This is a genomic window from Pontibacillus chungwhensis (assembly GCF_030166655.1).
In the GTDB taxonomy this organism is placed as follows: domain Bacteria; phylum Bacillota; class Bacilli; order Bacillales; family BH030062; genus Pontibacillus.
Window position 1 is genome coordinate 1,998,788 of the sequence record NZ_CP126446.1, and the last position, 18,875, is coordinate 2,017,662.

Genomic DNA, 18,875 nt, shown 5'->3' on the forward strand with positions numbered 1-18,875 from the left:
AAGGGAGTCATCTTGACGATGGGGCTCCCTTCTTGTATTTTATATTTGATTAAGAGAGACTATTGGAGGTCTAGTGAAGATGAATATACCGAATAAAATTACGATTTCAAGGATTTTGATGATTCCTATTTTTATGATCTTGTTATCTGTTCCTTTTAATTGGGGGACTCTTGATATTGGAGAGAGCGAATTGCCCGTTTCCCATTTAATTGCAGCTATTTTATTTATAGTAGCTTCTGTAACGGACTGGGTTGATGGATACTATGCCCGGAAATATAATTTGGTAACGAATTTAGGTAAATTTTTGGATCCCCTTGCAGACAAATTACTCGTATCAGCTGCGCTCATATCACTCGTGGAATTAGATCTTGCAGCGGCGTGGATTGTGATCTTAATTATTAGCAGGGAATTTGCGGTAACAGGTTTACGTTTAGTAGCTGCTGGAGAAGGAATTGTACTTGCGGCAGGGCAAATGGGTAAATTAAAAACGTGGATTCAGATTATTGCCGCTTCTGCTCTCTTGCTTCATAATTTTCCGTTTTCCTATATAGGTTTCCCGTTTGGTACGATAGCGTTATATTTAGCTATGATAATTACAGTCGTGTCAGGTGTTGAGTACTTTATGAAGAACTGGCACGTAATGAAAGGATCTAAATAATTATGACACAACTCGTAAAAGGTGAGATTATTGCAGTTGGAACAGAGTTGCTTTTGGGTCAAATTGTAAATTCCAATGCTCAATGGGTTTCTCAAGAATTAGCAAACAGAGGGGTTGGAGTATTTTATCATACAGTTGTAGGAGATAATTTGAACAGGCTCCAATCTCAGTTTAAAGAGTCGGCAGAACGTTCTGATCTTGTTATCATTACGGGAGGATTAGGCCCTACTGATGATGATCTAACTCGCGAAGCAGCCGCTAAAGTCATGGGAAAAGAAATTGTGCAGGATGATGAAGCATTAGCTTCAATCGAATCTTACTATGCTCGAAATAATCAGCAAATGACGCCGAATAATAAGCGTCAGGCGCGTATTATCGAAGGTGGGGTTCTTCTAAGTAATCGTGTAGGTATGGCGCCAGGCTTCGCCGTTCAAGATGGTGATACATTATGGGTGTTTCTCCCGGGCGTGCCCCGAGAAATGAAAGCGATCCTACAAGATGATGGATTTAAGTATATAGAGAAGCATTTTTCCATTAATCAAACCATCAAATCTCGCATGTTACGTTTTATCGGAATTGGAGAATCTCAGCTCGAACATGATTTAAAAGACTTAATAGATGGACAAACCAACCCTACAATCGCCCCTTTAGCCAGTGCTGGAGAGGTAGGACTTCGTCTTACAGCGAGAGCAGATGACGAGCAAGTTGCAGTATCTCTTATTGAAAAAGCTGAACGAGAAATTAAAGAACGCGTCGGCGAGTACTTTTATGGAACAGATGATGACAGTATTCAAAGCAAAGTTATGGAGTTACTTAAAGAAAATAATTTATCAATAAGTGCTGCTGAGAGTTTAACTGGTGGTCGATTCGTTGATAATATCGTTTCATTTGAAGGGGCTTCTTCCATATGTAAGGGTGGAATTGTGGCCTATTCCAATGAAGCGAAAGAAAATGTATTAGATATCCCAAGCCTTGTTCTAGAAGAATACGGGGCAGTATCGGAAGCGTGCGCCTTGTCTATGGCTGTAAATATTACAGAAAAACTTCGTTCTGATATCGGGATTAGTTTTACAGGTGTAGCTGGTCCAACAGCTTCAGAAGGGAAAGAAGTCGGAACGGTTTATATTGGTATTTATGTTGATGACAACCAACCGATTGTTAAATGTTTTCACTTTAATGGTGATCGTGATATGATAAGACACCGTAGTGTGAAAAAAGGATTTGAACTTTTATATTATTTATTAAAATCGTAATTTCTCTTGTGCGGTATTTGGGAAAATAGACATTTGAAGAGGGAATAGTTAAATTTCAAACAAGAACACCTTCATAAAAATAGGGAACATTTATTCGCATTTTTGTTGGCAAATGATCGAAAACGCGTTATGATAGGAGTAGTTAATTCGTAAGGGGGAAACAAAGTGAGCGATCGTAAACAAGCGTTAGATATGGCTCTTCGTCAAATAGAAAAACAATTCGGTAAGGGTTCCATTATGAAATTGGGCGAACAAGCCGAAATGAAAATAAATACAGTACCAAGTGGTTCTCTAGCACTGGATGTGGCTCTTGGGGTAGGTGGCTATCCTCGCGGCCGTATTGTAGAAGTGTATGGACCAGAATCCTCTGGTAAAACAACAGTAGCCCTTCATGCCATAGCTGAGGCACAGCGTCAAGGTGGACAAGCTGCTTTCATCGACGCTGAACATGCGCTTGATCCGGTTTATGCACGTGCCTTAGGTGTCGATATCGAGAATCTGTTGCTATCTCAACCTGACACCGGGGAACAAGCACTTGAAATTGCGGAAGCACTAGTTCGAAGTGGAGCAATTGATATCATCGTTATTGACTCAGTAGCAGCCTTAGTTCCTAAAGCTGAAATTGAAGGCGAAATGGGAGACTCTCACGTAGGTCTTCAAGCTCGTCTTATGTCCCAAGCTCTTCGTAAACTTGGCGGTGCGATTAACAAGTCGAAAACAACAGCTATGTTTATTAACCAAATCCGTGAGAAAGTAGGGGTTATGTTTGGTAACCCTGAAACAACTCCAGGTGGTCGTGCTCTTAAGTTCTATTCATCAGTACGATTAGAGGTGCGCCGAGCTGAAACGTTGAAACAAGGAAATGAAATGGTCGGAAACAAAACGAAGATTAAAGTCGTGAAGAACAAAGTAGCTCCTCCGTTCAGGCAAGCTGAAGTAGATATCATGTATGGTGAAGGAATTTCTAAGGAAGGCGAGCTTATCGATATTGGTACTGATCTTGATATAATTACTAAAAGTGGTTCATGGTATTCTTATAACGATGAACGAATGGGTCAAGGTCGTGAAAATGCAAAAGCTTACCTAAAAGAAAATCCAGACCGTTATAATGAAATTAACACTAAGATTCGTCAGCACTATGATATGTATGATGATCCAGAAGGTGCTGAAGAAACCAAAAATCAAGATACGCTAGATGTGTAATAAATAGATCGTCAAGAAAAATCCTGCATTTTTGCAGGATTTTTTCCTACATAATGCCATAGTTTCTTATAAGCGTCTCTTTAGAAGGTGTGTAATGAGGAGGGCTGATCCCTACTTTTTCTCTATTACGTGAGTGAATATGTTAGAGAATGAATGAAATAGAGGGAGAAATTGGACGCTTCCTTGACAATACACGTAGTCAAGCTTAAAATTAATATGTATAATTTTCATTTTTCTTAACTTTATACGAAATGTTTTGAATCTTTAAAAACGAAAATGAAAATGAAAATGAAACAAACATGTACATGCCGACAAACATGTATGGTAAAAAGTGAAAAAGCAAGAGGAGGTGAATGGTATGGATAACGTAACTACAATCATCCTCATTTTGCTTTTCGTCATCATCGCTTATGTTGTTGGTTATTGGGTTCGGAAGTCCATTGCGGAAGCGAAGATTTCTAGTGCTGAAGATTTGGCGAAGCAAATTGTAGAAGAAGGTCATCGAAATGCAGATGCAGCCAAGAAGGAAGCCCTTCTTGAAGCGAAAGAAGAGAATCACCAACTTCGTCAAGAAGCCGAAAAAGAAATTCGCGAAAGACGTACAGAGCTTCAGAAGCAAGAAAGCCGTTTGATGCAAAAGGAAGAGAATCTGGATCGGAAAAGTGAAACGCTTGATAAGCGTGAACTAACCTTAGAGAAGAAAGAAGAATCATTAACTGAAAAACAACAACAAATTGAAGAAACGGAAAGCAAAGTGGATGACATGAAAAAGCAGCAACAAACTGAGCTTGAGCGCATTTCAGGATACACTACCGATCAAGCGAAGCAGGTTATATTAGAACGTGTGGAACAGGAAGTTGCTCATGAATCAGCACTTATGATTAAAGAAGCAGAAAACCGTGCTAAAGAAGAAGCGGACAAGAAAGCGAAGAATATCCTTTCACTTGCTCTTCAACGTTGTGCTGCTGACCACGTTGCTGAAACAACGGTCTCCGTTGTAAACTTACCGAACGATGAAATGAAAGGCCGGATTATAGGTCGTGAAGGGCGTAATATCCGTACTCTTGAAACACTCACGGGAATTGATCTTATAATTGATGATACCCCAGAAGCTGTAATTCTTTCTGGATTTGATCCAGTTAGAAGAGAAATTGCGCGTAATGCGCTTGAGAAACTAGTTCAAGATGGACGAATTCACCCAGCACGAATCGAAGAAATGGTCGAAAAATCACGTCGAGAAGTTGATGAGTTTATCCGTGAAGTTGGTGAACAGACTACGTTTGAAGTAGGCGTTCACGGATTACACCCAGACCTTGTGAAAATATTAGGCCGTTTGAAATATCGTACAAGTTACGGTCAAAATGTATTGAAACACTCTACAGAGGTTGCTTACTTATCTGGACTGTTAGCTGCGGAGCTAGGAGAAGATGAAACGTTAGCTCGACGTGCAGGATTGCTACATGATATTGGTAAGGCGATTGACCATGAAGTAGAAGGTAGTCACGTTGAAATTGGTGTAGAATTAGCGAAGAAATATAATGAAAATGATACCGTCATTAATGCGATTGCTTCACACCACGGAGACGAAGAGCCTACGTCTGTTATTTCTGTCCTTGTAGCAGCAGCGGATGCTCTGTCTGCCGCTCGTCCTGGAGCACGTAGTGAAACACTCGAGAACTATATTAAACGCTTAGAGAAGCTTGAAGAGATTTCTGAGTCCTATGACGGGGTAGAGAAATCCTTTGCCATTCAAGCTGGACGAGAAGTTCGTATTATGGTGAAACCAGAAGAGATTGATGATCTAAAATCTGTTCAACTTGCCAGAGATATTCGTAACCGTATAGAAGGTGAGTTGGATTATCCAGGTCATATAAAAGTAACCGTTGTTCGTGAAACAAGAGCAGTTGAATATGCTAAATAATAAAGCGGCCCTCAGGGTCGCTTTATTTTATGGATAAACCTATGTATAATACTAAAAACAGCCACACAGTTAGTTGAAGGATATTGAAGACTGTGTACTACTGAAACAAATGAAACAAGAGAGGGACTAAACATGAAAATATTATTCGTTGGAGATGTAGTGGGCTCACCGGGCCGTCAGATGGTAGAAGATTACTTACCTAAATTAAAAAACGCTTATCAGCCGCATTTTACCATTATCAATGGAGAGAATGCCGCTTCAGGTAAGGGAATTAATCATAAAATTTATCAGAAGTTTATTGAGCTTGGCGCTCAGGCCGTTACGCTAGGTAATCACGCTTGGGATAAAAAAGAAATTTTTGATTTTATTGATGATGCGGATAAGATGATCCGCCCTGCTAATTTCCCAGAGGGCACCCCTGGTGATGGCATCATGTATGTAAAAGATAACGGAGTAGAGTTAGCTATTATCAACTTGCAAGGTAGAACATTCATGCCACCGCTAGATGATCCATTTAAGAAAGCGGATGAACTAGTTAAAGAGGCTAAGAAACGAACAAATCTAATTTTTGTAGATTTCCATGCTGAAGCGACTTCAGAAAAGCAAGCGCTCGCCTGGTATTTGAATGGGCGAGTGAGCGCAGTTGTAGGAACTCATACGCACGTACAAACGGCAGACGATCGTATTCTATCAGATGGAACAGCTTATATCACAGACGTGGGGATGACCGGGCCTTATGATGAAATACTAGGAACAGAAAAAGAAGCGGTAATAAAGAAATTTCTTACAAATTTACCAGTACGTTTCGAAGTTCCAAAAACGGGAAGAACACAATTAAGTGCATTCCTTGTTGATGTGGATGCCTCCTCCGGTAAGGCGCGTAAAGTTGAACGAATTCTAATTAACGATGATCATCCATTTTTTAACTGATTATTTGAATTTTTAGAAAAATTCGTTCATAATAGGAGGGAATAACTTTTCAACTCCATGAATATAGTAGAAATGGAAGAATCTTAGGTTACGAAGGAGGAACTAGTAGTGGAAATATTAAAAGTTTCAGCAAAATCGAACCCTAATTCTGTAGCAGGTGCACTTGCGAACGTGCTAAGAGAACGCGGCTCAGCAGAAATTCAGGCTATCGGCGCTGGTGCTCTAAATCAGGCCGTGAAAGCGGTAGCAATCGCTCGAGGATTCGTGGCTCCGAGTGGTGTTGATCTGATTTGTATCCCTGCCTTTACGGATATTATGATTGACGAGGAAGAACGTACGGCTATTAAACTTATAGTTGAGCCAAGATAACTCAATAAGGGTGTCCCCTATCTTTTTTTGGGACACCCCTTTTATATGCTTGAAACCATTTTCCTACTAGTAATTAAATAGGGCTCGCTTAGGAATACTTCTAGATCAATCTGCAGATTGTATCAGGATTCTCTTAAGAGAGCCCTATTTTTATTTTGTCTCGTTTATAAAGACAACAAGGAGGACCAACATGATTATTGATGCTCATTGTGATGTGTTATGGAAGTTGTGGGAGAACCCTGAACGCTCTTTCTTCAATAGTTCTGATTTACAAGTAAACTTTGAAAAATGGATGAGGTCACCTGTTAAAGTTCAGTGTTTTGCGATATTCGTCCCAGAAACGGTTGCAGGTGCTGCGCAGTTTGATGTGGCTTTAGAAATGGTTCAGTTGTTTAAAGAACGAATCATTGATCCTTATAAAGAGATTGTGTGGGTGAAAAACCAAGAAGATATCTTATCACTAGCACCGAATGAAAGGGGTGCGGTTTTAACGCTTGAAGGGTGTCATCCTATTAGTGATCAGATCAGTCGCTTGAAAACCTTAATTCAATTAGGGGTAAGAGCAGTGGGATTAACGTGGAATCAAGGCAATGCTGTAGCTGACGGAGTAGGTGAGTCTAGAGGTGCAGGTCTAACTGATTTCGGGAAGGAAGTTGTTTATTATTTAAATCAGGAGAGAATTTGGACCGATGTATCCCATGTTTCTTATAAGGGTTTTTGGGATGCGATACAACTTGCGGAGTATCCAATGGCTAGCCACTCTAACGCATATGCTGTTGCTCCCCATCCGAGAAACCTGGATGATGCACAATTGAGGGCGCTTATTGAGAAGAGGGCTTTTATTGGTGTAACCTACGTGACAGAGTTTTTAAATTTGTCTCTTGAAGCGTTTCGGAAAGATGTGGTTCGTCACATGAAACATATCATCAACCTCGGCGGTGAAAATTCATTAGGGTTTGGATCTGATTTTGATGGTACTGATAAAGTGGTTACAGGTCTTGAAGATTATACAGATTATGAATCATTCATATCGCAAATGGTTACCACCCATTTTAAGGGGGAGACAGTGAAAAAGGTATGTTATGAGAATTTTATTCGAACTTTTCCGAGGAAGATATAAGGCTGAAATCGTTGATTTAAAAACATTTTCATTGAAAGCGTTTTCTTATCGTGTGCATTTGTCCGTTTCATGTGAACACCAAAATAAAATATGCTAGATTAATATCTTGAATTGTGATATTAATAGTATTATAAGGAGTTTTTAGAGGGGGTTAGTGTTCGTCATGAATGGAAAAATGAAAGCGATTATGAAACACAAGAGAGAACCAGGAGCGGAATTAACAGAAGTTGACATCCCGGAAGTCGGAGACTTGGACGTTTTGATTAAAGTGAAGGCAACATCGATTTGTGGGACAGATGTCCATATTTACAATTGGGATGAATGGTCAGAAAGTCGAGTAAAGCCACCCTATGTATTTGGGCACGAGTTTGCAGGAGAAGTAGTCGAAGTTGGAGAAAAAGTAACGAAAGTCCAGGTTGGTGACTATGTAAGTGCAGAGACGCATATTGTCTGTCATCAGTGTCCACAATGTTTAACAGGACAATTTCATATTTGTGAAAACACAAAAATTATTGGAGTCGATACACAAGGCTGTTTTGCTGAGTACGTCGCCTTACCTGAAGAGAACATGTGGAAGAACCCGGTGGATATGCCTGTCGATATGGCATCTATACAAGAACCGATGGGGAATGCAGTACATACGGTTTTAAATGGTGATGTGGCTGGTAAAACGATCGCGATTATTGGATGTGGGCCGATTGGACTTATGGCTGTAGGCGTGGCGAAGGCTGCAGGAGCCTCCCTTGTATTAGCCTTTGATGTAAATCCTTATCGTTTAGAGCTGGCTGAAAAGATGGGGGCAAGCGTTACTGTTCATTCAGGGAAAGAAGACCCCGTTAAGAAAGCTAAAGACCTCACAGATGGACATGGAGTAGATGTTGTTTGTGAAATGAGCGGTCACCCTGTCGCAATGGACCAGGGGTTCAAAATGGTTACGAATGGCGGGAGAGTTTCGATTCTCAGTCTTCCGGTAAAACCAGTACATATTGACATTACAAATGATGTGGTCTTTAAAGGGATACATGTACAAGGAATTACAGGACGGAAGATGTTTGAAACATGGCAACAAGTTTCTCGCTTATTGCAATCAGAACAAGTAGATGTAAGTCCTATACTTACTCACCACTTACCGATTGAAGAATTCGAGAAGGGCTTTGAATTAATGAATGAGGGTAAATGCGGTAAAGTTGTACTGCATCCATAAACTTTAGGAGGGTTTCGCTATATGAAGGGATTTGAATATTTACAAAACGAATTAGAAGAAATGAAAGATCAAGGGACATTCAGAGAACTAATCCCTCTGGAATCTGCTCAAGGTTCACGAGTTATGATTAAAGGGAAAGATGTCATCCAACTTTCCTCGAACAATTATCTTGGATTAACGTCACATCCAAGACTTAAAGAAGCTGCAGAAGAAGCTGTTAGAGATTATGGTGTTGGAACTGGATCCGTTCGAACCATTGCAGGGACACTTTCTATGCACGAAGAGTACGAGCGGAAGTTAGCTAAGTTTAAACATACGGAAGCAGCTCTAGTATTTCAATCTGGATTTACAACCAACCAGGGAGTTTTATCTTCTATGCTAAATGAGGAAGATGTTGTAATTTCAGATGAACTGAATCATGCTTCTATCATTGATGGAATTCGCTTAACAAAAGCAGCCAGAAAAATCTATAAGCACGTGGACATGCAATCACTTGAAGACAAGTTGAAGGAGTCAAGTGATTATCGCACCCGCCTTGTGGTAACAGATGGTGTTTTTTCAATGGATGGAAACATTGCTCCTTTACCTGAAATTGTAGAACTTGCTGAGAAGTATAATGCCCTTATCATGGTGGACGACGCTCATGCTAGTGGGGTACTTGGTGAAAATGGACGAGGAACGGTTAACCATTTTGGTCTTGATGGTCGTGTTCATATTCAGGTGGGAACACTAAGTAAAGCCATTGGTGTCCTGGGAGGGTATGTAGCCACTTCTCAGACCTTAAAAGAGTATCTAATTCATAAAGGACGTCCTTTCTTGTTTAGTACATCTCATCCACCTGCTGTAACAGCGGCGTGTGATGCAGCAATCGATGTTTTGCTTGAGGAACCTCAATTGATCGAGAAACTTTGGGATAACACAAAATTCTTTAAAGATGGTTTGAAGGAAATGGGTTTTGATACGGGCATTAGTGAAACACCAGTTACACCTGTCATGATCGGGGATGATGCGCTAACCCATAAGTTCTCTGATGAGTTATTTAATGAAGGCGTGTTTGCTCAAGGGATTGTTTTCCCGACTGTACCTAAAGGCAAAGGGCGTATCCGCACTATTGTGACTGCGGAGCATTCAAAAGAAGAGCTTCAAGAAGCGCTGGATGCTTTTGGACGTGCTGGGAAGACACTTGGCCTTTTGTAAGCCATGACCGAACCATTCGCTGTTGATAATGCTCTTCCTTTAACGGGGAAGGGCTTTTCTTCATTCATTTCTACATATGTTCACGAAATTTTCTTTTATTTTAAGGTCAGAGACTGATATAATATTACAATTAGAGACAGTGTGAAAGGAGTTCTCTGAATGAATGAACAACAACGCAAAGAAATGGGTTCCATTCAACAGCCTGAACAGGACAAGACTGCTAAGGATAAACCTTTAAAAGAGAAGACTACAGAAGATTTTGCTAAATATTTTGAAACCACCTATCAACCACCATCTTTGAAAAGCGCTAAGAAACGTGGGAAAGAAGATGTGAGTGTCCATTATGATTTCGAAATCCCAGAAGACCTTAAAGGTTTGGGGAACGGCAAAAAATTTCTCATTCGAACTTATGGTTGCCAAATGAATGAACATGATACAGAAGTGATGGCTGGTATACTTACGGATATGGGCTATGAATCTACAAGCGATCAAAAAGAAGCGGATATTATTTTACTTAATACATGTGCGATTCGTGAAAATGCTGAAAATAAGGTGTTTGGTGAGATCGGGCACTTGAAATCCTTGAAGCGAGAGAAACCAGACTTGCTTTTAGGGGTATGTGGGTGCATGTCGCAAGAGGAATCCGTGGTTAACCGTATTTTACAAAAGCATCAATTTATAGATTTAATATTCGGTACACATAATATTCATCGCCTTCCTTACCTGGTGAAAGAAGCACTCTTTGGAAAAGAGATGGTTGTTGAGGTATGGTCTAAAGAAGGGGACATTGTAGAAAACCTGCCTCGGGAGCGTAAAGGAAACATAAAAGCTTGGGTCAATATTATGTATGGGTGTGATAAGTTCTGTACATACTGTATTGTTCCTTATACACGAGGGAAGGAACGTAGTCGTCTACCTGAAGATATTATTCAGGAAGTTCGCCAACTGGCTGCCCAGGGTTATAAAGAAGTCACTTTGCTCGGCCAAAACGTAAACGCGTATGGAAAAGATTTTGAGGATATGACTTATGGTCTTGGTGACTTAATGAATGAGATTCATAAGATTGATATTCCTCGTGTACGCTTTACGACTTCTCACCCTCGTGACTTTGATGATCGATTAATCGAAGTATTAGCTCAAGGGGGGAACTTGCTTGATCACATTCACTTACCTGTTCAATCAGGAAGTTCTGATGTCTTAAAGATTATGGCACGTAAGTATACGCGGGAGCGTTACCTTGAACTAGTAGATAAGATTCGTACAGCGATGCCGAATGCAACGTTAACGACAGATATTATCGTAGGTTTTCCAAATGAAACGGAAGAGCAATTCCAGGAAACCTTAACCCTTGTCGAAGAAGTTGGGTTTGAGGGGGCCTATACGTTTATTTATTCTCCACGTGAAGGTACGCCTGCTGCGAAAATGCAGGACAATGTCCCTATGGAAGTCAAGAAAGAGCGCTTACAGCGATTGAATGCAGTCATTAATCATCAATCCGCTCAAGCCATGAAGAAATATGAAGATGAAATTGTCCATGTTCTAGTGGAAGGGGAAAGTAAAAATAACCCTGATGTACTAGCTGGACATACTGATAAAAATAAGCTCGTTAATTTCCGTGGTCCTAAATCCATAATTGGTCAGATTGTGCCTGTAAGGGTAACGAAAGCCAAGACTTGGTCATTGGACGGAGAAATGATCGAAGCAGTAGAGGTGAAATAATTGGCAACTTATACACGAAGTGAAGTCATCCAACAAGCGAAAGCATTAGCTCATCAAATAGTAGAAACCCCAGAGATTTCGCGTTTTAAGGAAGTAGAAGCGAAATTAAATGAAAATAAAAAGGTTCAGGAACACATTAACCGTATCAAGTCGCTTCAAAAGCAAGCGGTGAACTTTCAATACTATGAAAAAACAGAAGCTCAAAAGAAAGTAGAAAAAGAAATTGATCGCCTACAAGCTGAACTGGATGCAATTCCTGTTGTAGAAGAATTCAAACAAACACAAACATCTGTTAATGATTTCTTGCAGAGTGTGACAAATACGATTGCTAACGAAGTGACCAATCAAATCATCCGTGATACTGGTGGGGATTTGTTAGAAGGTACTACAGGTTCCGCTGCTAAATCAGGTGGGTCTTGTGATCACTAAACAATAAAGGAAAGAGAGTGCTCTCAAATGAAGAGCGCTCTTTTTTTTTGGCTCTAAAAAACTTTTCGTACATTTTTCTAGGCTCATGCATAGAATGAAGTAGGAACTAAAGTTTCAAACTGCCATGATTATTGATTTATCTTTATGATCTGTGCACTTCGGGCGAATGTCTCGCATAGTATGTGAATGAACAAAGAAGGAGGAGGTTGGGCTCTCATGTCGTTATTTGATCAGGAGTATCGTGAGATTATTACAAAAGCGGTATGTGGTAAGGGTAGAAAGTTTATCCAAGATACAAATACTGTAACACCATCTCATCGCCCAACAAGCATTCTAGGATGCTGGGTAATCAACCACATTTATAATGCAAAGAAAAAGGGCGATTACGTTGAGGTTTCTGGTAGTTACGAAATCAATGTATGGTATTCGTACAGCGATAATACAAAGACAGAAGTCGTTACAGAAAAAGTACATTACTGCGATAAGGTTCCGTTATCTATCAAAGATGAGAACTGTTTGGACTGTGACTTTGAAGTTATAGCCCGTGTCGTGCAACAGCCAAATTGTTTAGAAGCGCGCATAGCGCACCAAGGACATAAGATTATCGTAGATGTGGAAAGAGAATTCATTGTGGAAGTAATTGGCGAGACAAAGATTTGTGTCAAAGTCGACCCGGATGGGTGTGTATGTGATGAAGATGACTGGGGATATGATGTCTCAAGTGATGACTTCTCACATGTGAATCCAGACTTTCTCGCACAAGATGAGGAAGAGTAGCTCCACACAAAGACCTGACAAATGTCAGGTCTTTTTTGCTATAAAGGATGAAAGGGTGTCAGACACACTTTCATCCTTTATAGTGATAGAGTGTTAGGTTTCCAATAGGATTTGGTCGTTCTATTGGTGGTTGATGTGCTATAATATGTTGTAATTGAATTTAGTTCGTGGAGGATTCTTTATGGCAAAGCAAACACCAATGATGCAGCAATATTTGCAAATTAAGGCACAGTATAAAGATGCCTTTTTATTTTTCCGTTTAGGTGATTTTTATGAATTATTTAATGAAGATGCAACCAAAGCCGCTCAGGAATTAGAGATCACACTCACAAGTCGTGATGGAGGAAATATTCCGATGTGCGGAGTACCTTACCATTCTTCTGCTAATTATATTAAAACGTTAATTGAAAAAGGATATAAAGTCGCGATCTGTGAGCAGGTGGAAGACCCTAAAACAGCCAAAGGCGTCGTGAAAAGAGAAGTTGTACAACTTGTTACGCCTGGTACCGTTATGGAAGGGGCAATGCTCTCTGAAGATGAGAACAACTATTTAGCCTCTATAACCCCATTTAATAACAACACTTTTGTTGTAGCCTATAATGACTTAACAACAGGCGAGAATAGCATCGCATTACTTGAAGATGGGTTTGATGGCGTGCTTAGTGAACTCTTTAACCGTCCTGTTAAAGAAATTATCATTCCGCCTCATTTTGAAGAGGGACAACAAAAAGCATTGCAAGACCGTCTTGGTGTAACCATCTCAATACAAGAGAGAACCATGATTCCGGAAAGTTTTCAACCTCTTGTTGAAAACTTACAAGATGACCGCCTTGTAACTGGATTTGGCCAGTTGTTTAACTATATACAAGACACCCAGAAACGATCCTTAGACCACTTGAAACCCGTCTATCAAATCCAATTGAAAGAATACATGACGCTTGATATGTATTCCAAACGAAACCTTGAGCTTATGGAAACCATTCGTAAGCAAGGAAAGAAAGGTAGTCTCCTTTGGGTGCTTGATAAAACAGTGACATCTATGGGAGCCCGTATGCTAAAGAAATGGGTTGAGCGCCCTCTTCTTCAGAAGGAGAGCATTGAGGAACGTTATAATCAGGTGGAAGGATTCATGGAACAGTTCTTTGAAAGAGAAACTCTTCGAGAATCTTTAAAGTCTGTATATGATTTAGAACGACTTGCCGGTAGAGTAGCATATGGAAATGTAAATGCACGTGATCTAGTCCAGCTTAAACACTCTATAGGACGTGTCCCTGAAATTAAGGCCTTGCTTTCTTCTTTTGAAAAACAGGAACTAAAAGCCCTTGCTGAACAATTGGAGCCCCTTGATGAAGTGCATGATCTTTTAGAAAAAAGCATTATGGATGCGCCTCCTATTACTGTTAAAGAAGGAGGTCTCATTAAAGATGGGTACAACAATCAGTTAGATGAGTACCGGGATGCAGCAAGGAACGGGAAGCAATGGATTGCTGAACTGGAGCGAAAAGAGCGTCAAGAAACGGGCATCAGTAAGCTGAAGATTGGCTATAACCGAGTGTTTGGGTATTACATTGAGGTAACAAAAGCTAATATTCATCTTCTTCCTGAAGGGAGATATGAAAGAAAGCAGACACTCGCTAATGCTGAAAGGTATATCACACCAGAGTTGAAAGAAAAAGAAACGCTTATACTAGAAGCACAGGAAAAAAGTGTAGAACTTGAGTATGATCTGTTTATTGAGGTTCGCGACCAGGTTAAGGCGTTTATTCGTCCACTTCAAAAGCTAGCCGAACAAATTAGTGCGATTGATGTTCTTCAAGGGTTTGCGACAGTGAGTGAGGAGTATCAATACACAAGACCAACTCTTGTAGAGGACAGAGAAGTTTCAATTGAAAAAGGTCGCCACCCGGTGGTTGAGAAAGTTATGCAAAACGATACGTTTGTACCAAATAATGTAGAAATGCCTGAAGATACAGACATACTACTGATCACTGGACCTAATATGAGTGGTAAGAGCACCTATATGCGCCAATTAGCGCTAACGGCTATTATGGCTCAAATTGGTTGCTTCGTGCCATGTGAAGCTGCTAAACTGCCGATCTTTGATCAAATTTTTACTAGAATTGGCGCAGCAGATGACCTTGTCTCAGGCCAAAGTACTTTCATGGTCGAAATGTTAGAAGCTAAACATGCTTTAACACGCGCTACAAACAAAAGCTTGATTTTGCTTGATGAAATAGGAAGAGGGACAAGCACTTATGATGGAATGGCTTTAGCGCAGGCAATTGTGGAGCATATTCATCATAACATCCATGCTAAAACCATGTTTTCAACTCACTATCACGAATTGACAGCCCTTGAAGATCCATTGAACCATTTAAAAAATGTCCATGTAAGAGCAGAAGAATACGAAGGTCGGGTCGTGTTCCTCCACCAGATTCAAGACGGGGCTGCTGATCAAAGTTATGGTATTCATGTAGCTCAGCTTGCGGAATTGCCAGATGGTTTGATCGATCGCGCGAATCAAATCCTTGCTCAATTAGAGGGCGGTTCAAATGCGGAATCGTCAACTGTCTCAAATAAAGAAATCGTAGATGAACCAGACGAGCAATTATCTTTATTTAAAGAAGAACCAGTCTCTGTCCAAGAGAAGAAGCGACAGCCTGAAAGAACTTCTGTTCAAGATGAAGTGTTAAAACAGTTATCAGAACTAGATCTGTTAGAGTTGAACCCGATTGAAGCAATGAATCATCTTTACACATTGCAAAAGCAATTGAAGAGGTAGGAAAGGGGGAGCGAAAGTGGCGACCATTCATCAAATGCCTGATGCCTTAGCCAATAAGATCGCAGCAGGTGAAGTAGTAGAACGCCCTTCATCTGTCGTGAAAGAACTGGTAGAAAACAGTATCGATGCAGGAAGTACGTGGGTGAAAGTCGAGCTAGAGGAAGCCGGGCTCTCCAAAATTAAGATCATGGATAATGGGAAAGGCATGAGTGAAGAAGATAGCGAACGAGCATTTTTACGTCATGCTACAAGTAAAATTACTCATGAAAATGAGCTCTTCCGAGTAAAAACACTTGGATTCCGAGGAGAAGCTTTGGCAAGTATTGCAGCTGTCAGTCGTTTAACTGTTAAATCTTCAACAGGCGAAGCGGCTGGAACGAAGCTTTATTTAGAAGGAGGAGCTTTAAAAGAGAAAGATAAAAGTGACGCCAGGCAAGGGACGGAAATTACCGTTGATGAGTTGTTCTTTAATACACCGGCCAGGTTGAAGTATATGAAAACCATTCATACGGAATTAGGGCATATTACAGACGTAATGAATCGGATGGCCCTCTCTCACCCGGGGGTTCGTTTTGAATGTTACCACAATGGAAAACGCCTCTTTCAAACTACGGGAAGAGGAGATATCCTACAGGTCATTGCACAAATTTACGGAATGTCCACGGCCAAGAAAATGATTCCTATAGAGGCGAAGACGCTCGATTTTACGATTACCGGGTATATTGCAAAACCTGAAATTACGAGAGCTTCCAGAAACTACATGTCTACGATTGTAAACGGCCGTTATATTAGAAACCCTGCTGTGAATAAAGCAGTACTACAAGGGTATCATACACTCCTTCCTATAGGACGTTACCCATTAGTCGTCCTACAAATTGAAATGGACCCTTATCTTGTCGATGTTAACGTTCATCCAGCTAAGTTAGAAGTGCGTTTCAGTAAAGAAAAAGAACTTTTTGATGCCGTACAAGAGGCAGTTACGAGTGTATTTCGTAAAGAAACCCTGATCCCGGAAGTGGAGCAAAAACCAAAGCGCGCCAAAGAAAAAGACCCTTCCGTTCAAGAATCCTTTTCGTTTGATGAACGGCCAGCTCCGGTAATTGCGGAACCCGCTGCTTCACCGGTTAATTCTAGCACTGTAAGAGAAGAGCCAGAATGGATGAAAGAAAGTGGCCAGCCTGACTATGCAGAAATTGTGAAACAGGCCACATCCCCTGTGGTGGATAGAGATTCAACAGAAGACCAACCTTTAGTAAGAGAAGGTGAGGAACCTGTAGCAGAACCCACAGCACGTGTCCCGATCTTATACCCGATTGGGCAGTTGCATGGAACGTATATACTTGCTCAAAATGAAAAGGGGCTTTACATTATTGACCAGCATGCTGCACAGGAACGCATTAAATATGAGTTTTTCCGTGATAAATTAGGGGAGACAACAAATGAAGTGCAGGAATTGCTGATGCCCATGACATTTGACGTTACGAAGCCTGAAGCCATTTTGATACAGGAAAATCTAGAAGAGCTTCATGAAGTAGGGTTATTTCTAGAATCTTTTGGAGAGCAGACATTTATTGTTCGCTCCCATCCTCAATGGTTTCCTAAAGGTCATGAACAAGAAGTCATAGAAGAAATGATTGATCAAGTATTAGACGAACGTAAAGTAAATATTACTAACCTTAGAGAAGAAGCGGCCATTTTAATGAGCTGTAAACGATCTATTAAAGCCAATCATTATTTGAATCATGAGGATATGAAGCGGCTGCTTGACGACTTGCGAGAATCTACTGATCCGTTTACGTGCCCTCATGGTCGCCCGATCATCGTTCATTTTTCTGAATATGAAATGGAAAAGATGTTTAAAAGGGTCATGTAATTTTCCTTTTACAAGGACTGAACCCTCAAAAGGGGTTCAGTCCGTTTTTTATATAGCTCCAGACTAGCCACTATTCATTTTTACCCTTTTAGACAGATTCAAAGTGGATAGAAACGCGGCTTTCTTTTCTCAAACAGAACATGTATAATAACGATAGCAATTTACTACAAGGAACGATTGTTCGTTAAAAAGTGAGGCATTATTAATGAAGCAACCAGTTGTAGCGATAGTTGGACCAACCGCTGTTGGGAAAACCTCTCTGAGCATTGAGATAGCAAAACGTTTTAATGGGGAAATAATAAGCGGTGATTCAATGCAAATCTACAAAGGGATGGATATTGGAACTGCAAAGGTTACAAAGGCTGAGATGGAAGAAATCCCCCATCACATGATTGATATTAAGGAGCCTTGGGACGATTTCTCTGCGGCTGAGTTCCAAGAGAAGGTAACGGATTACATAAAAAAGATTGCTGAAAAGGGAAAGCTGCCGATTATCGCTGGAGGGACAGGTTTATATATTCAGTCTGTCTTATATGATTTTCAATTTTCTCAAACGGCACGAGATGATGAGTTTAGGGAGCGTATGGAGAAAAGGATAGAAGAAGAAGGTGTTGAACCTTTCTTTGATCGACTGAGACAGATCGATCCTGAACAAGCTTCAAAGATTCATCCGAACAATATACGTCGAGTTATAAGGGCGCTAGAGGTTTATGAATTAACGGGTATGACGATGAGTGAATACCAGGAAGCTCAGCAACCCACATCGCCTTACAATCCTATATTAATTGGGTTAAATATGGAGCGTGAGATGCTTTATAATCGAATTAACACTCGTGTAGATTCAATGATTGAAGAAGGGCTCCTCGATGAAGTAGACCGTCTTGTCAAACTAGGGTATGAAAACGCCCAAAGTATGAAAGCGATAGGGTATAAAGAGTTAGTCCCTTATGTGAAAAATGAACAATCACTAGAGGAATCCGTTCAAAATCTCAAACAGAATTCTCGACGCTATGCAAAACGTCAACTTACATATTTCCGTAATAAAATGGACGTGGATTGGTATGAGGTTACGGTGGAAACCGCTGCAGAAAAGTTTGAAGAAATTTTAAATGATTTAGCAGGAAAGCTGAATCAAATATAGAAGTATAGTAAGCACAGATAGAAAAGAGGAGGAAGATTCATGGCCCAAACAGTGAATATCCAAGATCAATTTTTAAATACTCTACGTAAGGAACATGTTCAAGTAACTGTCTTTTTGCTTAACGGTTTCCAACTTCGAGGAGTCGTTAAAGCTTTCGATAATTTCACCGTCATGTTAGAAACAGACGGGAAGCAACAATTAATTTTCAAGCATGCGATTTCTACATTTGCTCCATCAAAGACCATTACGCTAGATAAAGAATAATTGAAAGGCGGACTCTTATTTAGGAGTCTGCTTTT

General features: G+C 40.4%; 16 protein-coding genes. All 16 read left to right on the forward strand.

What is annotated here, in order from left to right:
• The first annotated feature begins 79 nt into the window (after window positions 1-79).
• The 16 genes from pgsA (at window position 80) to hfq (ending at window position 18,840) form a co-directional block, all read left to right on the forward strand.
• On the forward strand, window positions 80-658 hold the full coding sequence (gene pgsA, locus QNI29_RS10330) for a CDP-diacylglycerol--glycerol-3-phosphate 3-phosphatidyltransferase (RefSeq protein WP_231416409.1): 579 nt from the start codon (window positions 80-82) through the stop codon (window positions 656-658).
• A 2-nt stretch (window positions 659-660) separates the two neighbouring features.
• The gene (locus QNI29_RS10335) at window positions 661-1,911 is read left to right on the forward strand and encodes a competence/damage-inducible protein A (RefSeq protein ID WP_231416410.1); all 1,251 of its coding nucleotides are present in this window, start codon (window positions 661-663) and stop codon (window positions 1,909-1,911) included.
• Window positions 1,912-2,076: 165 nt separating this feature from the next.
• On the forward strand, window positions 2,077-3,114 hold the full coding sequence (gene recA, locus QNI29_RS10340) for a recombinase RecA (RefSeq protein ID WP_284526986.1): 1,038 nt from the start codon (window positions 2,077-2,079) through the stop codon (window positions 3,112-3,114).
• Window positions 3,115-3,472: 358 nt separating this feature from the next.
• Window positions 3,473-5,035, forward strand: a complete 1,563-nt coding sequence (rny, locus tag QNI29_RS10345) for a ribonuclease Y (RefSeq protein WP_231416411.1) — start codon at window positions 3,473-3,475, stop codon at window positions 5,033-5,035.
• Between the two features lie 132 nt (window positions 5,036-5,167).
• Entirely contained in the window at window positions 5,168-5,965 is a 798-nt protein-coding gene (locus QNI29_RS10350) for a TIGR00282 family metallophosphoesterase (protein WP_231416412.1), read from the forward strand.
• A gap of 108 nt (window positions 5,966-6,073) precedes the next feature.
• Window positions 6,074-6,334 carry a stage V sporulation protein SpoVS gene (gene spoVS, locus QNI29_RS10355; protein WP_036778868.1) on the forward strand — a complete coding sequence of 87 codons (261 nt, stop codon included), beginning with the start codon at window positions 6,074-6,076 and terminating at the stop codon, window positions 6,332-6,334.
• Window positions 6,335-6,524: 190 nt separating this feature from the next.
• Window positions 6,525-7,454 carry a dipeptidase gene (locus QNI29_RS10360; RefSeq protein WP_231416413.1) on the forward strand — a complete coding sequence of 310 codons (930 nt, stop codon included), beginning with the start codon at window positions 6,525-6,527 and terminating at the stop codon, window positions 7,452-7,454.
• A 163-nt stretch (window positions 7,455-7,617) separates the two neighbouring features.
• Window positions 7,618-8,658, forward strand: a complete 1,041-nt coding sequence (gene tdh, locus QNI29_RS10365) for an L-threonine 3-dehydrogenase (RefSeq protein ID WP_231416414.1) — start codon at window positions 7,618-7,620, stop codon at window positions 8,656-8,658.
• Window positions 8,659-8,679: 21 nt separating this feature from the next.
• Window positions 8,680-9,855, forward strand: coding sequence for a glycine C-acetyltransferase (locus QNI29_RS10370; RefSeq protein WP_231416415.1), 1,176 nt, complete (start codon window positions 8,680-8,682; stop codon window positions 9,853-9,855).
• Between the two features lie 159 nt (window positions 9,856-10,014).
• Window positions 10,015-11,574, forward strand: a complete 1,560-nt coding sequence (gene miaB / locus QNI29_RS10375) for a tRNA (N6-isopentenyl adenosine(37)-C2)-methylthiotransferase MiaB (RefSeq protein WP_231416416.1) — start codon at window positions 10,015-10,017, stop codon at window positions 11,572-11,574.
• Window positions 11,575-12,003 (forward strand): YlbF/YmcA family competence regulator, encoded by a 429-nt coding sequence (locus QNI29_RS10380; protein ID WP_231416417.1) that lies wholly within the window; start codon window positions 11,575-11,577, stop codon window positions 12,001-12,003.
• Window positions 12,004-12,219: 216 nt separating this feature from the next.
• Window positions 12,220-12,780, forward strand: coding sequence for an outer spore coat protein CotE (gene cotE, locus QNI29_RS10385; protein WP_036778884.1), 561 nt, complete (start codon window positions 12,220-12,222; stop codon window positions 12,778-12,780).
• Window positions 12,781-12,961: 181 nt separating this feature from the next.
• Window positions 12,962-15,562 (forward strand): DNA mismatch repair protein MutS, encoded by a 2,601-nt coding sequence (gene mutS, locus QNI29_RS10390; RefSeq protein ID WP_231416418.1) that lies wholly within the window; start codon window positions 12,962-12,964, stop codon window positions 15,560-15,562.
• A 34-nt stretch (window positions 15,563-15,596) separates the two neighbouring features.
• Window positions 15,597-17,435 carry a DNA mismatch repair endonuclease MutL gene (gene mutL / locus QNI29_RS10395; protein ID WP_370635474.1) on the forward strand — a complete coding sequence of 613 codons (1,839 nt, stop codon included), beginning with the start codon at window positions 15,597-15,599 and terminating at the stop codon, window positions 17,433-17,435.
• Between the two features lie 205 nt (window positions 17,436-17,640).
• Entirely contained in the window at window positions 17,641-18,576 is a 936-nt protein-coding gene (gene miaA, locus QNI29_RS10400) for a tRNA (adenosine(37)-N6)-dimethylallyltransferase MiaA (protein ID WP_231416420.1), read from the forward strand.
• A 39-nt stretch (window positions 18,577-18,615) separates the two neighbouring features.
• Window positions 18,616-18,840 carry an RNA chaperone Hfq gene (hfq, locus tag QNI29_RS10405; RefSeq protein WP_036778891.1) on the forward strand — a complete coding sequence of 75 codons (225 nt, stop codon included), beginning with the start codon at window positions 18,616-18,618 and terminating at the stop codon, window positions 18,838-18,840.
• Window positions 18,841-18,875 lie beyond the last annotated feature (35 nt).